This window comes from Permianibacter fluminis, from assembly GCF_013179735.1.
GTDB classification, from domain to species: Bacteria; Pseudomonadota; Gammaproteobacteria; order Enterobacterales; family Permianibacteraceae; genus Permianibacter; species Permianibacter fluminis.
The window spans coordinates 2,188,562-2,209,689 of record NZ_JABMEG010000001.1; the positions used below are offsets into that span (position 1 = coordinate 2,188,562).

The 21,128-nt window shown below is 58.6% G+C and carries 16 protein-coding genes; 1 reads left to right on the forward strand and 15 read right to left on the reverse strand.

From position 1 onward, the window contains the following. Positions 1-8: 8 nt before the first annotated feature. The 15 genes from HPT27_RS09500 to HPT27_RS09570 form a co-directional block, all read right to left on the reverse strand. Entirely contained in the window at positions 9-842 is an 834-nt protein-coding gene (locus tag HPT27_RS09500) for a hypothetical protein (RefSeq protein ID WP_172242261.1), read from the reverse strand. A 337-nt stretch (positions 843-1,179) separates the two neighbouring features. After that, positions 1,180-2,475: an NAD(P)-binding domain-containing protein gene (locus HPT27_RS09505; RefSeq protein WP_211197916.1), complete on the reverse strand. Its 1,296-nt coding sequence runs from the start codon at positions 2,473-2,475 to the stop codon at positions 1,180-1,182. A gap of 3 nt (positions 2,476-2,478) precedes the next feature. Continuing rightward, positions 2,479-5,034, reverse strand: a complete 2,556-nt coding sequence (locus HPT27_RS09510) for a hypothetical protein (protein WP_172242264.1) — start codon at positions 5,032-5,034, stop codon at positions 2,479-2,481. Beyond that, positions 5,012-6,271, reverse strand: coding sequence for a cytochrome c3 family protein (locus HPT27_RS09515; RefSeq protein ID WP_172242267.1), 1,260 nt, complete (start codon positions 6,269-6,271; stop codon positions 5,012-5,014). Before HPT27_RS09515 ends, HPT27_RS09510 begins: the two co-directional genes overlap by 23 nt. Positions 6,272-6,379: 108 nt before the next feature. Further along, on the reverse strand, positions 6,380-8,212 hold the full coding sequence (locus HPT27_RS09520) for a cytochrome C (RefSeq protein WP_172242270.1): 1,833 nt from the start codon (positions 8,210-8,212) through the stop codon (positions 6,380-6,382). A gap of 14 nt (positions 8,213-8,226) precedes the next feature. Further along, a complete protein-coding gene (locus HPT27_RS09525; protein WP_172242273.1) occupies positions 8,227-9,018 on the reverse strand; it encodes a hypothetical protein in 792 nt (263 codons plus the stop codon). A 146-nt stretch (positions 9,019-9,164) separates the two neighbouring features. Next, complete coding sequence (locus HPT27_RS09530) at positions 9,165-10,742, reverse strand: helicase HerA-like domain-containing protein (RefSeq protein WP_172242276.1); 1,578 nt, start codon at positions 10,740-10,742, stop codon at positions 9,165-9,167. 193 nt (positions 10,743-10,935) lie between these two features. After that, positions 10,936-12,162, reverse strand: coding sequence for an ABC transporter permease (locus HPT27_RS09535; RefSeq protein WP_172242279.1), 1,227 nt, complete (start codon positions 12,160-12,162; stop codon positions 10,936-10,938). Beyond that, positions 12,159-13,091: an ABC transporter ATP-binding protein gene (locus HPT27_RS09540; RefSeq protein ID WP_172242282.1), complete on the reverse strand. Its 933-nt coding sequence runs from the start codon at positions 13,089-13,091 to the stop codon at positions 12,159-12,161. The genes HPT27_RS09535 and HPT27_RS09540 overlap by 4 nt, the downstream gene beginning before the upstream one ends. 140 nt (positions 13,092-13,231) lie before the next feature. After that, positions 13,232-14,440, reverse strand: a complete 1,209-nt coding sequence (locus HPT27_RS09545; RefSeq protein ID WP_211197917.1) for a DUF3570 domain-containing protein — start codon at positions 14,438-14,440, stop codon at positions 13,232-13,234. Beyond that, the gene (locus tag HPT27_RS09550) at positions 14,421-14,660 is read right to left on the reverse strand and encodes a DUF4266 domain-containing protein (protein WP_211197918.1); all 240 of its coding nucleotides are present in this window, start codon (positions 14,658-14,660) and stop codon (positions 14,421-14,423) included. The genes HPT27_RS09545 and HPT27_RS09550 overlap by 20 nt, the downstream gene beginning before the upstream one ends. Beyond that, positions 14,657-15,169 carry a TlpA family protein disulfide reductase gene (locus tag HPT27_RS09555; protein ID WP_172242285.1) on the reverse strand — a complete coding sequence of 171 codons (513 nt, stop codon included), beginning with the start codon at positions 15,167-15,169 and terminating at the stop codon, positions 14,657-14,659. Before HPT27_RS09555 ends, HPT27_RS09550 begins: the two co-directional genes overlap by 4 nt. Before the next feature lie 126 nt (positions 15,170-15,295). Beyond that, a complete protein-coding gene (locus tag HPT27_RS09560) occupies positions 15,296-15,955 on the reverse strand; it encodes an outer membrane beta-barrel domain-containing protein (protein WP_172242288.1) in 660 nt (219 codons plus the stop codon). After that, complete coding sequence (locus tag HPT27_RS09565) at positions 15,925-16,833, reverse strand: hypothetical protein (protein ID WP_172242291.1); 909 nt, start codon at positions 16,831-16,833, stop codon at positions 15,925-15,927. The genes HPT27_RS09560 and HPT27_RS09565 overlap by 31 nt, the downstream gene beginning before the upstream one ends. Before the next feature lie 76 nt (positions 16,834-16,909). Beyond that, on the reverse strand, positions 16,910-19,615 hold the full coding sequence (locus HPT27_RS09570) for an HzsA-related protein (RefSeq protein WP_172242294.1): 2,706 nt from the start codon (positions 19,613-19,615) through the stop codon (positions 16,910-16,912). A 317-nt stretch (positions 19,616-19,932) separates the two neighbouring features. On the opposite strand from HPT27_RS09570, the gene HPT27_RS09575 reads away from it, so the two are divergent. Beyond that, positions 19,933-21,111: a hypothetical protein gene (locus HPT27_RS09575; protein WP_211197919.1), complete on the forward strand. Its 1,179-nt coding sequence runs from the start codon at positions 19,933-19,935 to the stop codon at positions 21,109-21,111. The last annotated feature ends 17 nt before the right edge of the window (positions 21,112-21,128 follow it).

Sequence of the window (21,128 nt, forward strand, 5' to 3'; positions counted from 1 at the left end):
GCGAGCATTCAGCGCTGCGGTTTGCCTGACCCGGTGATGACCGGGTTGCCGCCGTTTTTGCTGAGCTGTTCCGCTTCCCATTGATCAAATGCCGAGCCTTTGCCGGCGCCGCTGGCACTGAGTACGGCAGGTTGTTTGGGGGCTGCTTCGGCGATGGCGCGTGGGCCGTTGAACGCGGCGGCGGGATCGGCGCTGGCGACTGTTGCAGCGGTGCTCGCCGGCTGCTTGGCGATGATGTCGCGAACATGGGCAACAAAGCTGGCCGGATCGAACGGGCTGATTTTGGCGGCCGCAACCGCATCAGTGGCGGGCAGGCCATGGTCGCCATGTTGTTCTGGCGCCGTGCTCTTGTTCGGGTTGATGGCAAAGCGAACATTGCCTTTGTCATCGCGGCCCAGGGTATTACCGGCGCCATCGCTGACATAACCGGCGTCAAGCTGGAACCGGCCTTCGGCGCAGCGAACCAGCGGGCAGATGCGCTTCTGGTTGCCGTTGACCATCAGCACGTCCTGCGCACCTTGAATAAATTCTGGAACGCCGGAAACCTGCAACCGTCGCTGTTTGTCGCCGGCTTGCATGACGCCGCCAATGAATCGCAGCGTGATGGTTTTGCCGGGGGCTTTGCCCTTCAAAACATCCTCGATCTGATAGGTGACAAAGGTATGCGGCAAACCTTCAATCGAGTTTTGATAACGGACATCGATCACCTTGCCTTGAAAGATCAATTCGGCATCGCGGCTGAGATCGGAAATGGGGGAAGCCAGTGCCGGCAAATGCGCTTTGACAGCAGCGCTGGCAGCCAGCAGGGCGATGGGCAATAGCAGTCCTTTACAGGTATCCATACCTGAGCTCCTTGATTACACGTTGAGAGAAGTGCTGTGGATCGACGTGATACAGGCGGGGTACGGGTTGACCGTGTAACGACCACGACGGCTCGTCCATGAGCGTGGTCAGTATGGCGAGGGCGATTCACCTTGACGATATCGGATGGCCGTCAGTCCGTGGCTGTCACTGTCTCCAGTCTGTGTGCGTTTTGGCGCACACGCTGTACGACAGCTTTCCGCCTTGGGATCGTGACAAATCAGCAAATTTCAGCACGGGCGCGGCATAGCGGCTGAAACGAATATACCGTTTAGCTGCTGCGGCAATCATGACGACACGCAGCAACGCTGCAGCCTCTCAGTCGCCGTAATGGGTCTCTACGCTGATGCCCAACTGCTTCAACAGTCCGGTTGGCAGTTCACCACCGATGCAGACAATCACACTGTCGGCACGCACCCGTTTCTCGCCACCCTGATAGTTGAGCAGCACATCATTGGCGCCGATGTCCTTGATCTGTGACCCCAGTACTGTGCGCAGTCGGCGTGGATCCGCCGCCTGCAAGCGATCGCGATTTTTCCCTTTCAGCCGCTGAAAGGCGTCGCCGCGATAAGACAGTATCGCGCGCGTGTTCGGTTGCTCACTCAGTGCCAGCGCCGCCTCCACCGCACTGTCGCCGCCACCGATCACCAGTACCTGCTGGCCGCGATATTGTTCGGCGTCGAGCAGCCGATACACCACATGCGCCTGTTCCTCGCCTGGCACGCCGAGTTTGCGTGGTGTGCCGCGGCGGCCGATGGCGAGCAGCACGGATTTGCTGCGATAGCGGCCACGGCTGGTTTTGACGTCGTGATGTTCTGGCGTGCTCTCGATGCTTTCAAGGCGTTCGCCAAAATGCACCGGCAACGGATGCTTCTGCATGGCGCCCTGCCAAATGCCAAGCAACGATTCCTTGCTGATTTCGCGCACCTGAATCTTGCCTACCAACGGCAATTGCATCGGCGCGGTCATCGCCAGCTTGTTGCGCGGATAATGAAAAACCGTGCCGCCCAGTGCCGGTTCCTGCTCGATGGTCAAGAAACGCAAGCCGGCCTCCTGCGCGGCCAGTGAGGCGGCAAAACCGGCGGGCCCGGCGCCAACGATGATGACATCGTATTCCGCGTTGCCGCGTGGCCGCTGCCGAATCGCCTCAATGGCTTTCTTGCCTTGCTCGACGGCTTTCCGGATCAGGCCCATGCCGCCAAGTTCGCCCGCGATAAACAAACCGGGCACATTGGTTTCGTAGTTGGGCGCAACCTGCGGAATGTCGATGCCGCGCTTCGCCGTGCCAAATACCAACCGAATGGCCGACATCGGGCAACTGGCTTCACAGGCCCCGTGACCGATGCAGGCGCTGGGATTGATCAGGCTGGCTTTGCCATCGACGATGCCGATCGCTTGTTCGGGACAGCTGCTGACGCAGGCTCCCGAACCGATGCACAGATTGGGATCAATAACCGGATGCAGTGATGGCGGTTCGAGCAAGCCATCGGCAGCCGATTGGGCATAGGTTTCGCGCGCCTGTTGCTCGCGTTTGTGCTGACGCAGCCACCACCACAATCCGGCAACGAGCAGCGGCGACAGATAAATCAGCAGCAGTATCGATGAGCCTGACACGGACTAAAACTCCCAGACATAACCGACTGACCACAATTGCCGACTCAGTTGATCGGATGTGCTGTCGGTTTCACTCAGGCTTTGCTCGCCGTCATATTGCAATTCCAGCACCATGTGCTGACTGAACTGGTAACGCAGCCGCAGCGTCGGCGTCCAGCGCGCCAGCGTGGCACCGCTTTCGTCTTTCTGATCGTAGTAACGCAGGCTGGGTTCGACGGTCAGACTATCGGTGGCCGGCCACAGCAACGTGTAAGCAAGCGACCAGCCATCATAGCGTTCGCCCTGAATCTGGCTCACTGACCAGACGTGGGCATCGCGACTGGCGAACAAGCCGTTGCCAATCACTTGCGCACCGACGGTGACGACATTGCCGGTGCCCGGTGACGCCGGCAAACTGCCGCTCGCGGGCAGCTCGCCAATCTTGTAGCTGCGCACATCCATGCCGATTTGCCAATTGCTGGCCAGCGGATAGGTCAGGTTCAGCGATGCCCCGTCCGCGTCGGCGGTGCGGTCGCGGGCATATTGCATGACGGTGTCTTCACCAAGCAGGTCGATCAACTCGGCAAGCGATTGCACCGGCTCGCCGATCAATGCGTTGCCCAGATCAATCACCGGCGTTTTGCGCCGATCCATTAGCCAACTGAGATAACCGCCGCTGGTGTACTGCCAGCTGCCCTGCAAGGTGGCAATGTTCAGTTCACCAAACAGCGAGTCGTAGTCGACCATGCCATACCAGGTGGTGGTTTGACCGATATAGCTCAGCACATCACCGAACGCTTCGCGTGTGGTGATGCCGCCGCTGCGATCATTGCGCACGACATAGACCTGATTGCTGAGTCGCTGCTCCAACAGACGTTGTTCGGCAAAGAGCGCGGTGAACTGCGATTTTTCGTCAACGCCGGTGTCCGCCGGTTGGCCAACGACGATGCCGATTTTCTGATTGCTGAAACCGTCGTAATTGGTTTGCAAACCGTCAAAGCGGCCGAGCACGCCACCGACCTGACTGCTTTGCCGGCCGAGTCTGGCCGACCAGCCGAGACCGCGGTCGCGATAATCCCAGTAAGCGGCGTACAGTCGATTGCGATCATCGGTGTTGTCGAGATAGCTGGCGAGGTAAGCGTCACGGATGACCCAGCGCTGTTCGGTGCTGCCATTGCGCCGGCGAAAATTGATATCGACACTGCTGAGCAAGCTGCGCTGATCCTGTAGTGACAACGTGCTGCGGTCGATGGTGTTGCCAAGCGGATTGCTGGTTTCGGTGTCGATTTTGCTGCTGCCTTCGAACCAGGTTTGCAGCACGCTGCCGTAGACATCCTGACTGATATCGGCTTTCGCTGCGCTGCTGTCGGTGGCGATTTTTGGCGCCGCATTCGCTTTCAACTGGCTCAGTCGCTGTTCCACCCGGTTACGGCGTTCGCTGGTCGGATAGAGCCGCAGGAACAATTCGTATTCGATGATCGCCCGATCACGCTCGCCGAGTCGTTCGCGGGTAACACCGATCAATTCCTGCGCATCTTCCGATTGGGCATTGGGCGGCAGGTTCAACAGCTGATTGAGCAACTCCAGAGCCTTGCTCTGTTCGCCAGCCGTCATCGCCGCCAGAGCGGCCTGCATCAGATCGGCCGCATAACTTTCAACTTGTGCGCTACTGTTTAGCGCCGGCGCAGCACTTGCCATGTCACTTGATGTTGAAGGTACTGCGGTGGACGGTGTTGGCGTGGTTGGAAGGTCGGCTGCCGCTGGCAGCGGGGGAGTAGCCGCACTGACGACGGGGCTGGTGGCGGCAACGGGCAACTGCTCGCCATTGTCCGGTGCAGCTGTTGTTGCTGGCGCAGTGATTTCCGATGCAGGACTGGCCGGAACATCGCTGACGAGTCGCCATTCGCCGTCGGACTCGCGAGCCAGCAAGGCCGCGGTCGGCTGAACAGCACGGACCTGATACAAAATGGCTTGCGCTTGTTGAGCATCGGAAAACTCGCCCAGCTCCAGCCATTGTTCGCCGTTGCCTTGATCAATCTGTCGCAGTGGCAAGCTTTGCAGAGCGGTCGGCAATGCCACCGCGCGGCCGCTGCGGGAAAGCAGAATGCGCCAGCCGGGCTGGCTGTCCTGTTGGCCCGTCGCAAAGAAGCGAACGCGCAGACTTTGCTGATCGCGGCCCGGGGAGATTTGAAAGTGGCTGTTGCGGGCAAACGTCAGGGTCAGACTGTGCACGCCAGCCGCATCGCGACCATTGTGGACAACTGTCGTTGCCGGAATGGAACCACCGCCCAGTACCCGACGATATTCCTCGCGCGACAATTCGCGCAAATCCGGCCGCAGCAACTGAAAATACACCTGCACCAGACTGCCTTCGTCGCGCGGGCTGTGCCGCTGATAGACGATGGCTTGCTGGAAGCGAATTTCCAGTGCTTCGCCCTGACCGTCACCATCGTTGACCAGATACACGTCATCTAGCAGATCGGCACGAGCCGCCGCCGTGGCCAACATGCAGAGCACGAGCCAGCCGATCGTGCGCCGCAGATGAGCTGACCAGCGTTTAGAAATCGCCGTCAGTGGCATGATGCTCTCCCGAACGGCTGCGGCGAATCTGGGTGAACGTGCCATCCGTGTATTCATGGCAGCTGCCGCTGCAGTTTTTCAACTCGCCGACCGTGTACAGAATTTTCGGCGTATCAACTTTCTTGTGTTCTCCCGCTTTGAAATCACCGGCATGACAGCCGGCACAGTCCGGGGCATAAGCGCCAAACTTCCAGGCGATCACTTCGTTGTTGGTGGTGTGGCAATCGGTGCAGATCACGCTGGATCGGTGCGCCTTGTAATACGGCGAGCTGTGACTGTAGGTCAGCGTTGGCGTCCAGGCGGTGGTGCGGTGACAGACATCACAGCTGCGCGTGGTGACAAAGTGATTGGGACCGCGACCGGTCGCTTGGCTACCGTTATGGCAACTGTTGCACGTGCCCGGTGTCACGCTGCTGTGGCTGAATGTCGCTGGCACCCAGGCGGTGGTACGGTGACAGACATCGCAGGATTGGTTGGTCGGTAAATGCGATGCGGGTTTGCCTTCGGCAGTGCTGCCGTTGTGACAGGATACGCAGGTGCCGGGTAGCACGCCGTTGTGGCTGAAGCCAGCTGGCAGCCAGGCGTTGGTGCGATGGCAAACATCGCAAGATTGGGTGGTGACCACATGATTGGCCGGTTTGCCGGCGGCGGTGCTGCCGTTATGGCAACTGGCGCAGGAACCCGCCGTCACATTGCTGTGATTGAACGAGGCCGGCGTCCACGACACCGTGCGATGGCAGCTGTCACAACTGGCGCCAGTGACGACATGGCGAGCCGGTTTGCCACTGGCCATGCTGCCGTTATGACAGGTCTGACAGCTGCCGGGAAACACGCCCTGATGTTTGAAGCGTGCGCCCGCCCAGAGATTGTCGTTGTGGCAACTGTCGCAGCGATCCTGAGTCGGCACATGATTGGCCGGTTTGAAACTGGCACCGGTCGGGCTGCCCGCAACGTGGCAGGCTTCGCATTGATTGGGTGTGCCCTGAAACAGGTTGTTGGCATGGCAACGATCACAACTGACCCGGCTATGGGCGCCGTGCAAGGGAAGACCGGTGCGGGCATGCTCGTTGATGGTCATGTCGGCGGCGCGTGCCGGCTGCGGTGTCAGCATCAGCAAGCCAAACAGCAATACCGCCACCAATACCGCCAGCAGTGCAGCCAGCGAAAAGCCAGCTTGCGGAGAAACAGGCAGCCGTACGTCGGCATCCTGCATCGCGTTACCGGTCGTTAGCTTCATTGTTGCAACTCCCATGCTGTTGCAGTGGCGAATGCCGTCACGTTCAGCCATCGCGTTTTGCTGTCTGACTCCGTAACAGCAAATGCTTAATGGCGACTTAAAGCCGGTTCAATTCGAAGCGGCCAATTTGCGGTTCATGATCCACATCACGATATCTTCATCTTTCAAATGCTCCAGGCTGACCTTTTCGTTAGCGGAGGTCTTGATCACCTGTTGCCAATTTTCACTGCGATGACAGCGGCCACAGTCACTGCCAAAGCGGCCATCGTGACGGTCATCGGATTGGTGGCAGCTACCGCAGCTGCTGGCGGGTTGGCCGGCGCGGACGTGGCATTGCTCGCAGGCCAGCTGGCGATGCTTGCCGGTCAGGGCAAACCGGGTTTGTTTGTCATGATTGAAATCGGCGAGCCGCCAGTCACGGGCGTTATGGCATTGCTCGCAGCGGCTGCCGAGCGCGCCCTTGTGTTTATCGGTTTTGCCGTGACAGCTGCTGCATTGCGTGCTGGTGCCTTTGAACAGCGCGTCGCTGTGGCATTTTTTGCAACTGAGCGCCAGATGCTGGCCGAGCAAAGGAAAGCCGGTCAGCTGGTGATTGAACCGGGTTTGCTGCCAGCTGCTTTCGCTGTGGCAACTGTCGCAGTTGGCGCCGAGTTTGCCTTTGTGTGGATCGGTTTGTTGATGGCAGCTGACGCAGCGGCGGTCCAGCTTGGGCTCGGTCAGGGTTTTGCTGTGGCATTGCTCGCAGCGTAATGGTTGGTGTTTGCCGAGCAGGGCATAGCCGGTCAGTTTGCCGTGGTCAAAGCCGCGCGGTTTCCAGTTGCTGCTGTCGTGGCAGCTTTGACACTGCGAACCAAACCGGCCTTTGTGGACATCATTTTTCTGATGGCAACTGGCGCATGCGGTTTGGGTGTCGGCAAACAACTGGCTGGCATGACACTGCTTGCAGCTGGCTTTGCTGTGCGCGCCGGTCAGCGCAAAGTCGGTTTTGCTGTGGTCAAACGGCAGCCCCTTCCATGCATCGGCACGGTGGCAGGACTGGCATTGCGTGCCGAGCTTGCCTTGGTGGACATCATCGGACTTGTGGCAACTGACGCAGGTATTCGGTAGCGGGTCGGTAATTGCGCCGGTGTGGCAGCTTTTGCAGCTGGCGCTGGCATGTTTGCCAGTCAAGGCGAAGCCACTGACGGCACCGTGGTCAAAGCGGGTTTTCTTCCAATCAGACGCCTGATGACAGCTGGCGCAGTCGTCACCGAATTTGCCCTTGTGGGCATCGTCGGTGCGATGGCAGGCAACGCAGGTTTGCGGCAATGCCGGGCTGGCACCGGCCTTGTGGCAGCTCTCGCATTTGGCGGTCAGGTGTTTGCCATCCAAGGCGAACCGGGTTTGGCTGTGATCAAACTTGCCGTTCGGCCATTTGTCTTCGGCGTGGCAGCGCTGGCAGTCCGATCCCAGCGCCGCTTTGTGATGATCATCCGCACGATGGCAGCCCTCGCAGCGATTGGGCGCTTCGCGAAAAGCATGCTCGCTCTGATGGCATTGCTGGCAGCGAAGCGGCGGACTCTGGTGGGCACCACGCAAGAGAAAGTCGGTCTGCTTGTGATCGAAGCCGGCCTGATCGAATTTCACCATGTCGGCATCACGGCCGCGGTGTTCAAGGTGGCAGGCGCGGCAAGGCTGCGCTGGCAGGCGGCCATGAAAACCGGTCTTCTGCTTGAAGTCGGCGGCGACCGGTTTGTGACAGCCCAGGCATTGACCATCCTGGGCGTTCTTGTTGAATTTGACGTGGCACTGAGCGCAATCGGCTTCGAGTTTGGCATGACCAGCAATGACCGGTCCCGGCATCAGCGCGGTTTCCAGCGAGTCAGCCGCGCTGGCTGCTTTGACCATCGTCAGCAGCAGCAACATCAACAACGGAACGATGGCAAGCGGAACAGCGCGCATGGGCTCGATCTCGCTCAGTACATGTGCACGGAAATGATGTGCAGAATGGTGCTGATGACCAGCGTGAATACCAGTGGCACATGCAGGATGTGCCACCAGCGAAACAGCCGTTCGTAGAGCCGGAACCGGGCCGCAGCCCGCAAATGAACAAAGCAAAGGTGCAGCGCGCGCAGCAGGTCTTTCTGCTGCGTCGCATGGTGTTGTGCCCGCATTTGCCGCTCGGCGTGGCGCAGCCGCAAAGGCAGCCACAACAGCTGCAGGAAGGAGCTGTTGGCTGCCATGGCCTGCTGTTCCCACTCCTGCAAGCGCTGTCGCAAGTCCGGTGACTGGCCGGCCATGCGGGCGATATCGGCGTCGATGTGCTCGCGCCATTCGCGCAATTGCATGCCACGACCGAATAGACCGTGATGGATACGGGTGTAAATGAAACGACCGATGATGCCGCTGCCCGCGACCACCAGCATGGAATAGAACGCCACCGCCGCATTCAATGAGCCGGTCTGAAAGCGCGAATGCAGCAGAATCAGAAATGGCCCGCCGATGCCCAGCCACATGTGTGACTGGAACCAGAATTTCATCTGGCCGAGCCGGTCAAGAAAACGGACATGCTTGCGCAGCGGATACAAGAACAGCAGCAGCATCAGGCTGGCGCCGACCACACCCAGCCAATAATTTTGCTGTGGCGTTAAACGCCAGGATTCGACGCGAGTCCAGAAAAAACCGGCAAACAGGGCCAGCGACAGCCCGAGCAGCAGGGGCCAGAGCCGATCCGGTTTCGACGATGCAGTAGCAGATGGCGTCGCCACAGCGACATCCCTTTGGTTGTGGGTTGAAATGACCCAGCAAGTGTAGGGAATAGTGTTGCGGCAATCCTTAAGGCAGGCTTGGCTACCTCAAGGATTGTGCTGCAGATCACGCGCTTGTTCGCAAAACCTGCGGCGCGTGTGGCTGGTCAGAACAACCCTTTCTTGCCGCCCAGCATCGAACCGAGAATGCCTCTCAATACGCGACGGCCAAGCTCCGAGCCAATGGCGCGCGCCGCACTCTTGGCGAACGCTTCGGTGGCGGTTTCGCGGCTACGACTTGGCTTGGCTGCGTCTTCTTCTTCATCGCGCTGATTGCGCGCCGTGGGTGCGGTCGGAATCCGCGGCGCAGGAATGCGCATGTTCAGATCATCGTCGCCTTTGTTCGCTTGCCGCACTGATCCGCTGCTGCTTTTGTTGTTGCTGTTCTGGCTGGCGGGCTCTTCGTCATTGCGGCGCTGTTTCAGTCGCTCGAATGCCGATTCGCGATCGAGCACTTTTTCATACTGGCCATAGACCAGCGAACCGGTGATGGCCTGTTGCCGCTCGTTTGGTTGCAGCGGGCCGATGCGCGAGCTTGGCGGCAAAACAAAGCCGCGTTCGACTGGCGTTGGTCGGCCTTTCTCGTCCAGAAAGGTCACCAAGGCTTCGCCGACACCGAGCTCCATGATCGCGGTCTCGGTATTCACTTTCGGATTTTGTGGCAGGGTTTCGGCAGCCGCCTTGACCGCCTTTTGATCGCGCGGAGTGAAGGCGCGCAGCGCATGCTGAACCCGGTTGCCAAGTTGGCCGAGCACGCTGTCTGGAATGTCCAGCGGGTTCTGGCTGACAAAATAAACACCAACACCCTTGGAGCGAATCAGCCGCACAACCTGCTCGATTTTTTCCAGCAGAGCCGCTGGCGCTTCCTTGAACAGCAAGTGGGCTTCATCAAAGAAGAACACCAATTTGGGTTTGTCGCGATCGCCGACTTCCGGCAGGTTCTCAAACAGCTCGGCCAGCAGCCAGAGCAGGGCGGTCGCGTACAGCCGTGGCGAGTTGAACAGTTTGTCGGCAGCCAGAATGTTGATCACGCCGCGACCCTGATCATCGGTCTGCATCAGATCGGCGATGTTCAGCATGGGCTCGCCGAAGAACTTGTCACCGCCCTGTTCTTCCAGCGTCAGCAGGCCGCGCTGAATGGCGCCAATGGATGCGGTCGAGATATTGCCGTATTCGGTGGTGTAGTCGCGGGCATGTTCGCCGACGTACTGCACCATGGCGCGCAGATCTTTCAGGTCGAGCAACAGCAGGCCATTGTCATCTGCGATCTTGAACACCAGTTGCAAGACGCCTTCCTGGGTCTCATTGAGATTGAGCAGGCGGCCGAGCAGCAAAGGCCCGAGATCCGACACGGTGGCGCGCAGCGGATGGCCTTGTTCGCCAAAGACATCCCACAACTGCAGGCTGAATTGCGCCGGTGCCCAGTCGGTGATGCCGAGCGCGCTCAGGCGCTTGTCCAGTTTCTCGCTGTGGCTGCCGCTGGCGCCGAGGCCGGACAGATCACCTTTGACGTCGGCCAGGAACACCGGCACACCGGCCGCGGCCAATCGTTCCGTGATGACTTGCAGCGTGATGGTTTTGCCGGTGCCGGTGGCGCCTGTGATCAAACCATGACGGTTGGTCAGGGCGGGCAGCAACGCACAATCGGCATCGGCGGAACGGGCAATCAGCATCGGGTCGGCCATGATCAGCATCCAGAGCGAAGAAAACGGTTTCAATAAAACAGGGGCAATAAAACAGGGGCAATAAAACAGGTCTAGTAAAACAGGTTTAATAAAACAGCTGCAATAAAACGGCCAGCAGATTATGCCAGTGCCGGCCGGCAAGAAAAATCGCCGCAGCGATGCGGCCCCGATACCAACCAGCCAGCGATTATCTTCAACCGGCTTGCCGCGCCCATTGCCAGATTTCTTTCCAGCTGGCTTCCTTGCCGTAGAACAGCATGCCGGCGCGGAAGATGCGGCTGGCATAGCGGCGCAGCAGCAGAATGCTGGCGACCAGCAGCACGAACGAACCGAGCACCTGCCACCACGGCACGATGCCATGCGCGAGCCGGGCCGGCATGGCAGCCATCGAGGACATCGGCAGCCACGACAGCACTTGCATCACGACATTTTCTGGTGCGTCGAGACCGGGAAACGCGACCATGAAAAACAGTGTCGGCAGAAACATCAGCGAGCCGCGGGTTGAGCTGTTCGGATCATCGATGGAGGCGGCAATGGCGGCCATTACGGTGTTCCAGAACAACATCCCACCAAGCGCGAACAGCAGCGCCATCAGCACCAGGGGCCACGACACGGCCGCCAGCAAATCATTGCTGCCATCGCTGAAGCGGCTGACTGCCAGCAAAGCAAGCCAACCATACAAACACCAGGTCAGCATGGTTTTCAGGCCATGCCCGGTCAGGCCAAGCAACTTGCCATCAATCCAGGTTTGATACGGAATGGCCGACACCACCAGTTCGGAAACGCGCTGCTGTTTTTCACTGGTGATGCTGACAAAGAAATAGGCAAAACAGGTCATCACACCCATCAGCGAAAACACGGTCAGCGCCATGGCGATTACCCGGCTGCCGCCACTGGCGGGTTTGCGCGCATTGGGGCTGTAGCTTTGCGTGATCGTCGGCGCTTGTTGCCACTGTTCAAAATCATCGTGGGCGATGCCACGCTGAACCAGCTCGCGCTCCAGCCGGGCCGTTGTCAATTGGTCACCGAGTTCGTTATTCCAGGTTGGCTCGCGATTGACCAGCAAGGTGGCGGTGTTGTCGCTGGCGATTTCGAGCAAGCCGTCGAGCCGACCGGCATCGACATCGGCGGCGCGGGCATCGCGCTCTTTGCTGTCAGCGCGCAGCAAGGTCAATCGACCGTCATCGCCATACGCCAGCGGCAGGGCATTGGCATCGATAACCGCCACTTCATAATGCTCGCGTGCTTTTGCCCATTGCATCATCGCGCCGCCACCCTGGACCAGCGCAGTCAGCACGATCAGGATCACGATGTTGATAAGTTCGTGTTTCCATTTGAAATAGCGCAGGAATTCAAAGCGCGCCACGGTCCACAAACTGACCGGATTGATACTGTGCATATTTTTCCGTGGTTGGCTCATCGTGCCGCCTCCTGATACGGGTTACCGACGGCACGCAGGTAAATGTCGTGCAGGCCAATGGCTTCGCTGTGGACGCTGCGCAGCGTCGGGCCTTCGCCCAGCCTTCGCAGCAGGTCATTGAGCGCGGCATCGCTGGCCAGAATCAGTTGACGATTGTTTTCGCCATCGGCTTGGACATCGACAACACCGGTCTGACGCAAGCTTTCAATGGTGGGCGCCGGGCCGCTGTATTCCAGCCGCAAGCTCAGTGCCAAACCAGATGCCGCGCGCAGTTCGCTCATGCTGCCGAACAGCACGCGGCGACCACGATTCATCAACAGAATGCGGTCCGCTAGCCGTTCGACCAGCGCCATCTGATGCGCTGACAGCAGAATGGTCGTGCCCTGACTGCGCAATTCCCGCAGCAGCTCCAGCACCATTTCCTGATTGACCGGGTCGAGGCCGGAAAACGGTTCGTCCAGTACCAGCATGCGAGGCTGATGTTGCAAGGCGGCGATCAACTGTACTTTCTGCTGATTGCCTTTCGACAGCGCCGAGACTTTTTCCTTGGCCCGGTCCGCCAAGCCGAAACGCTCCAACCACGGCAATGCCGCGGCCCGCGCATCGCTGCGGCGAACACCGCGCAGCTGCGCCAGATAAATCAAGACATCGATGATTTTCTGATCTTGATAGAGCCCACGCTCTTCCGGCAAATAGCCCAGCTCTTCGGCCGGAATCTGCGCCAGCTCGCCCCGTTTGGATTGGTAGGCAATCTGGCCGCGGTCGGGTTCGGTCAGCCCAATCAGCATCCGTACCGTGCTGGTCTTGCCGGCGCCATTGGGGCCGAGCAGGGCAAAAATTTCACCGGGTTCAACGCTGAAGTTGATGTCATTGACCGCGTGGGTGGTGGCGTACTGCTTGTGCACGCCAGAAACGGAAAGCAAGGGCACGAAAGCCACTCCCTGTGGACGGCAAGAAGAATGGAAACAAATGGCGTTGAAAACGTCACCGCCAGCATATTAGCTGGCGGTGACGGATGAAAGAAATGCTAAATAGAATTTCGCGAGATAAACCTCATCAAAAAGCAGGTTTAGTAAGTGACAGTCAAAAAGAGTCGTGCGACATCGGCGGAAAATGCATAGAGTGGCTCGGTTCCAGCATTCAACCCCTTTCCGCCTGGCACATCGCGGAAATCATCGTAATCAAATTCAAAATGATCTACGTACAAATTCAGTTTAAATTGCTCAAATGGGCCGAGGCTAAAGCCTGTGAAGCTGTAACTTGCACCAATACCAATAGAACGTGATGTATAAGTTGACATTTCCTTGTCTCGCGCCAAGAAGTTGAACGCACTTTCACGAGGAAATAGATCGCTGTAGAAGTCAGCTTTTGTTTGATCGTATTGTCTAACTTTGAATTCAAAAAGCCAATTATCATCCCAAGGATGAACATAGCGCACTTCTACGCTGGTTGCCTCTATTCCCCAAGTGTCCGTGAAATAGCGATATTCACCGCGTATCGACGCGCGCCAAGGAAGGTAATAAATGCCGCGCAAAGCAACGGTATCGGAGGTTCGCGTTTCTGGATACTTCTCATTCTGTAATGTGAAGTTGATGCCGTCATCATTTAAGTAACGGACTTGTCGGTATGGGTTGTTTAAAAAGCCTTCATCGCTGATTGTCTCGAAGCCAAGATTCATAACGAAGTTTTTTGTCAAAATTTGAGAGAGGTTAAGACGATAGTTCTGACGATTAACGTCACCTTTGTGGGTGGTACTGGTAATGACATGGCCTGTGTAATTATTTTGACTCACTTCGTCATTGCCTTGACTATATCCAAGCGAAATCGAGGTGAGATCGCCGAAAAAGTCTTGGCTTACACCAAAAAAAGCCGTTGTCGCGTCGTAATCGCTCTCTTTACTGGTTGTATACCCCATGCTCATCGTAGTTTTGTTATTGAGGTAATCAACACCGATTGATTGTTCCTTACGCTGCTCTGAATAGCGACTGGCACCAGAGATAAATTGAACGTCAACCGACGCCGAGCTGACATTATCAACATAGTAGTTGGCGCTGACCGAGAGTTTCTCAAGGAAGTTTTTTCGGACCAATAGACTGGGACCAGTGATGTCCATACCACCACCTTGATAGGAGTGGTACATCAGGTCGGTACGTTCTTCCGGCAACACGCTACCGAGCGCCGGCAAGCAGGCCAGGCCGGCAAGCAGCGCCAAAGACTGCGCCACGCTGATGAGCGTGGCGCGGGAGAACCCTTTGAATTTAGTTGCAGCCACAGCCACCACCGCCACCACCTTCGGCGCCGCGGGCGCCTTCGCGAGCCTGATAAACGTGATTGATGTAGGCCGTTTGCACCGCATCGCGTTCAAACGCCATGATTGGATCGGCAAGGTTTTGCCGCTCATACGGCTTCAGCCAGGGCTCGACGCTGCAGGCGCTGAGCGACAGCAAACCTGCAAGCGTTGCCACGCGCAGCAAAAATTTGCCGGATCGGTTCATCATTCGCGCACCAGTTTTTTGATCTGCTCTTCGTATTTGGCTTCGTAGCCCGGCTTGTAGCCACGGTGCAGGAAGCGCATGTTGCCGTTGCGGTCGACCATGACGGTGCTGGGCATCGCATCGACGTTATAGATTTCGCTGAGCTTGTTTTCGCTGTCGAGCAAGACCGGGAAGCTGACGGTGATGTCCTTCAGCAGCTTCTCGGCCAGTTTCGGATCATTGTCGACGTTGACGCCGAGCACGGTGAAACCGAGATCCTTGTAGCGTTTGTAAATGTCTTCGATCAGCGGCATTTCCTGACGGCAGGGACCGCACCACGATGCCCAGAAGTTGATCATGACCACTTCGCCACGCAAATCGGCCAGCCGGACGTTACCACCGGCCCGATTCTTCAGCGTGAAATCCGGGGCAGGGCCTTTCAGCTCTTCCGCCTGTACGGAACTGACCACCACGCCACTGATGAAGAGCAGCAGCAGCAGGCCGGTGGCAAGCAAAGCGCGACGTTGATTCATGACAACAGACTCCAACTGATTCAGTTAATCGGCAACGGCTCAAGCTTAATGCAGCTGCCTGACAGTTATCTTCAAATGGCGTCGCAAAAACGCCACCGATGTTTCCTGCCTCAAAAGTTTCCTGCCTTAAAAAAAGACAGTAATGCCGGTCGAGAACTCCAGGTTATGCGACTGGATGGTTTCGCCGAGAATTTCGTGCTCGAAAATATGGTCCTGAAAATCGATGCTGACAGCCAGCCAGTCCCACGGCACAAAGCGATAGCCGGCACCGAGATGCCAGGTGAAGTAATCATCCTCGGCAAACGAGGTGCTACCAACGCCGGCCAGCAGGTAGAAGCTGGTATTGATGGCATGGCCTTCGCCGATAAAGGCTTCACCCGGAAACAGGTTATAACCGAGATTCAAGCCATAGTATTCATACTGGCGCTGATCATCGGTCAGCAGGCTGGCGCCGCCGGACAGTCGCTCGTAGCTGGTTTGGCCGGCCTCGCTCTGGGCGAAGTTGGCGGTGAAAAAGAAGTCTTCGCTGATGTGATATGTCAGCTTGGCGCCGACCACGCTGTTGCTGCCGAAATCTTCGATGCTCAGCACGCCGAAGGTCAGCCCGATCTCGATGTCGTTGACATCAATCAGGTCTTCATCAATGGCGCGACGTTCCACTTCCGGATCATAGACCGGTTCGTTGTCGGCATCGGCAGCGGCGGCCTGAGCGCCAAAGCCAAGGGCAAAGCAGACACCGGCGAGCCGGAGTGTGCTCAGAAAAAGAGGCTGAATCCTGCTTTCCATTCTTCAACTTTCTCGTTGTCGTTGCGATCGGTCAGCACGACGTAGTTGTTGTATTCGACCCGGAAGACAAAGCGCCGGGTCAGGTAGGTGCGAGCGCCAACGCCAACGTGGGTCAGCTGCTCGCTGCGATCTTCAGTCTGGACAATGGTGGCGGCGGGGTCGGTCTGAATATAACCGGTCCCGAGTTGAAAGTAAGGTGAAATCCACCATTCCGGGAACGGCTGGTGGGTCAGGTGCAGCGTCGCATATTTGGCGTTGGAAAAATTGCCCAGCACATGGCCCAGGGTCAGTTCCAGCGACAGGTTTTCGGTGAAGCCCCAGGCACCATACATGCTGATGACCGACGCGCTTTCAAACTCGCCGGACATGACGCCGAATTCCCAGGTGCGGTTGGCAAACTGGTCCTGAGTGACTTCGGTGATCTCGACCTGCTCGCCTTCTGGCGTCAGGGTCCGAATCAACTGGTCACGGTTGACCCAGCCTTCATGGCCGCGTGGTGTCCGGACCAGAAACCAGTCAGTACGGCGCTTGAGCAGCTGAATGAGGCCGCCGCGTTCGACAATCTGGAATTTCGGAAAGCCACGCCCCGGACCGGTGTGCAAATCGATGAACGGATCGGCCACCCGCACTTGCGGCAGCGGCGGCTCGGAGTCTTCATCCGCAGCGGCCGGCGCGGTAACCGCGCTGTCTGCCGAGGCGGCCGCATCCAGTGCGGCCTCGGCTACAGGGGCCGCGGTATCGTCAGCAGCGGAAGCGGCTGACGAATTGGCGTCCTGATCTGTCAAACCGGTCGCCGCTTCGATACTGGCGGGTTCTGCCGCGTAGGCGGCACTCGCGAACGCCAGCGGCAACAAAACGAACAACAACCGTGGCGTCATGCGACGGGCTTTCCTGTAGCAAAAAGGTAAAAACAGCAAAAGTGGGACGGATTCTACGTCAGCTCTGTCCGCGCTGTCAGTTTACCGGGGCCTCAAACGGGTTGTTGTAATACTGGGCGCCAACATCCAGCCACTCCGCAATCAGTTTCAACTCGGCATCGCTGAGCCGGCCGGCATGACTGCCACCCGCGGCAAAGACCTGGAAGAAACGGCTGTTGAGGGCGTCGCCAACACGCATGACCGGGGACGGCGCGTTGACCGGGGTGGTGATGACACATTCTGGCGGCGGGCCCGGATCCAGCACCCCTTCGGTGCAGACAAAGGTGCCGGAACCAACGGGCTCTTCCACCGCGGGGACGCGTGTCGTGATGTTGTCATCGACCAGCACGCCACCGCCGTTCAGGCTCTGGCTCGTATCCTGAATGAACAACTCAACATAACTGGTGTTGAAGTCGATGTTGTCGACCGACTGGGCTGCACGCAGATCCAGTTGCGCTGCCGGCACCCGCGCGACGTCGTTGGTATCGGCAACGTTGTGGCAGTTGGTGCAGGTTTCGTCGTCGGCCGGATCCATCAGGTCTGCGCCGGGCCGGTCTTTGCTCCAGAGTGGCTGGATATGCGCGTCGTAATTGATGGTGACCCGGCACAGGCTGCTCCAGGTACTCACGCAGGCCAACGAGGTCGGCAGTGGCGTGGTGAAGCTGACGTCATCGAAGCGGGCGCTGAAGTCCGGGTCTTTGGCCCGGGCGGCCGGATCGGTCCAGTCGTCATGAAACTCCAGGTTCAGATTCGGTGTGCGCGGGCCATGATTGTCGATGCGGGACCAGACCTGGGCCATGGTTTCGCCCATGTCGGCAAACAAAGCCGGTTCGGTATTCGGGAACGCTGAACCGGTGGTCGGCGCGCCGGGGTTGGCCGATGCGGCCTCGGCGTCAGCGCGGCCGTGTGGCAGCACACTGTTGCCGGTATGACAACCATTACAGACCCGAACTTCACCGGGTTTGACGGTCATCCAGTTGTTGTGGCGCTGGCTGACCCGTTTGCCACTGCCATCCAGTACCGAGATGGCAAACGCGACGTTGGCGGGCACCTTGAACTGGGCCGAACCATCCGGCTCGACCGGCACATAGCCAAGAATTTCCCGCATGCCGCCGCCACGACCGCCGAAACCGAAGGCGCTGTTGTCGATGTCGCGGACGTCATCGTCGGGCTGGGAAACGGCTTTCTCAATCCGGATGAAACGGGCAGGGCGCTGGGCTGCAGTGGCAATGAGCGGGTCGCGAACTGCCGTGATGCCGCCTGGCGCCGTGTCGACGCCATCAAAGTCATAAACGCTCTTGATATCGAGCACGCCCACCCCTTCGCTGACCAGATCCTGGTCCAGGTCGACGCCGGCGACGCCGTCGAGAATGACGGCCGGCCGTGGCCGCGGCGACAGCGAGACGGCATCGGTGTAGTAGGCGCCTTCTTCCGGCGTGAACAGCGGGATTTGGGTCCGCGCATCCGGGTTGTAAACGTACAGGCTGAACAGCGGATTGGCCTCGACCACGGCCGGGTCAGCCAGCCGCTCCGGCGTGCACGGAACGATCCGTTGGTTCGGTGTGTTCGGCTGATCCAGCACCCGGCATTGGCTCCAGCTGACCAGCATGCGATTGGTGCCATCGGCCATTGGAAATGCACTGCGGTAACGGCCGGCCGGTGATGGCAGATCGTCGGTGCGGACGCCGGTTGGGGCGATGGATACCTGTGCCGGACCGGTCAGACCGGCCATGCTGGCGACGGGCTGAGTGTTGTCGATGTAATCGGTGGTGTTGATGGCCAGCAGATCGCCACCTTCGTACAGGCTGTCAAACGGCCGCAAAATGGTCAGGATGCGACCGTCCGGCAGCGCTTTAGGCCGCAAAAATTGCACTTCGGCGCCGTCGGTGCCGGTGTCATGGCTGCGCTTGCCGTAATACAGGCTCAGATCGCTGCCATCCGGTTTCATGGTGTACAGGTGCATGCCGCGGCGCTGGCCGATGTTGTCCCAACGGGTGAAAACAATGCGGCCATTGGGCAGCACGTCCGGGTCCATGTCGTGGCTCTGGTTGAAGCTGATCTGGTGAATGTCGCTACCGTCGGAATTCATCACATGCAGGCTCAAGGCATGGACGTTGTCGTCTTCCTCCTGATGGGCGAATTGCGGCTTGCCCTCATCCAGCAGGATGGCCTTGGCCTGACGCTGGCGGGTGGACGCGAACACAATGCGACCGTCCGGCAGGTAATGCGGGCTGATGTCCTGACCGGCCTCGGCGGTGATGTCCGACGGAATGACGCGGCGCAGCACTGCGCTGACGGTATCGTATTCCCAGATATTCCAGGTTGGCTGATCTTCCGGATCGGCATTGGGGATTTCCGGAAACCGCAGCGCGAACAGCAACTTGGTGCCGTCGTAGGAGACGGTCAGATCGCGGACGTCATACTCAACCGGAGGCTCGCCTTCGGCTGGCGGCGGGAACAGGCCTGAAGTCAGATCGGTTTCGGGGGCAGACGGGCTCGCCCGGTCGCGCAGCATCAGCTTGGCGCCACCCGGACGTTCGAAATCCATGTCGTAGGGTTCGCGAACGTCACCACCCACCAGCACACCATCTTCGTCCAGCGGCAGGCTGCGCTTGATATAGGCGACCTTGAAATCCAGTACGACCGGGTCAGGCTGCTGATCTTCGCTGCCACCGCCGCAGCCGGCCAGATTGGCGACCAGCACCAGCCCCAGAATCCGGACCGACCAGTTCAGAGCAGACATCTTTTTCGAGTTCATTGGGCACCGTAAACGTCGTCGCCGCGTGTTTTGACGCGTTGATCACAATTATCCCGACCAACGGTATGGGTTTCTGAGTAGGCAGTCACGAAAGCAGTTGAGCCACAGGTCTAGAATTCAACTTGGCCCGGTGTGGATGTTGCGGACGTATTTGCCTGCGAGCAAGCCCGAAATCTCCAGCTACCGCCGACAAGCTTAGAACAGGATGATTCGCCATGAAGACTGTTGCCGCGCCCACCCCCTCAGCCAGTTTCTGGAAAAGAAACCTCGGCTCTGGTCTGTGCGCTCTCGCTTTGACTGCCTTGAGTATAGCCTCGTCAGTCGCCGAAGCCGGATCCCGGGAACAAGCCAAACGGATTTTTGACCGTCTTGCCGGCGTACCAGCCGACGAGGCCACCATCGATGCGCTGCAAGCCGCCATCGATGGCGGTGGTGGCAGCGATGCCGCCAAAATTGCCGCAGCCATGCAGGCCATGAACAACCCTGCCTTCTATAGCGTGACGCTGAAGAACTTTGTCACGCCGTGGACCAATCGCGATGCCAACGTGTTTGCGCCGTTGAATGATTACACCGCGACCATTATCGGCATGGTTCGTGACGACATCGACTTCCGCAAAGCACTTTACGACGACATCATCTATGTCGCCCAAGGCGTGCCGGGTGCCCCTGCCTACTCGAACAGCAACAACGATCACTACGAATACCTGGAAAACAATCACGCTGACCTGAAGGCCAGTCTGGTGCAGCGCACGCAGTCCGCAACGACCAGTCTGCGTGCCGAAGCCACCGCCGGCATTATGACCACCCGTGCAGCGGCAAAAGCCTTCTTCATCGATGGCACCAACCGCGCGATGTTCCGTTACACCCTGCTGAACCATCTCTGCAACGATTTGGAGCAGGTCAAAGACATTACCCGGGTGTCGGATCGCATTCGTCAGGACGTGACTCGCAGCCCGGGCGGCGACAGCCGCTTGTTCAACAACACCTGTATCGGTTGCCACAGCGGCATGGATCCGATGGCGCAGTCCCTGGCCTATTACGACTTCGTGCACACGGTGGACGATGAGCTCGGCGACGCCGGCAGCCTGTCGTACAACGATGTTGGCATGACGGATCCGTTCACCGGCACTCGCGTCAAAAAGAAATACCACATCAACGAAAACAACTTTAAGTATGGTTTCGTGACCCCGGACGACAAGTGGGACAACTACTGGCGTGCCGGTCAGAACCAGGTGCTTGGTTGGGACCCGAACCTGCCGGGCAGCGGCAGTGGTGCCAAGTCGATGGGGCAGGAGCTGGCCTATTCCGAAGCCTTTGCCGAGTGCCAGGTCAAGAAAGTGTTCAAGGCGGTCTGCTTGCGCAATCCGGTCGATTCGGCCGATCGCAATCGCATCGACAGCATGACCACCAGTTTCAAGAACAGCGGTTACAAGATGAAGCAGGTTTTTGCTGAAACCGCTTCGTACTGTGCTGGCAATTGAGCGGACAGGCTCGGAGA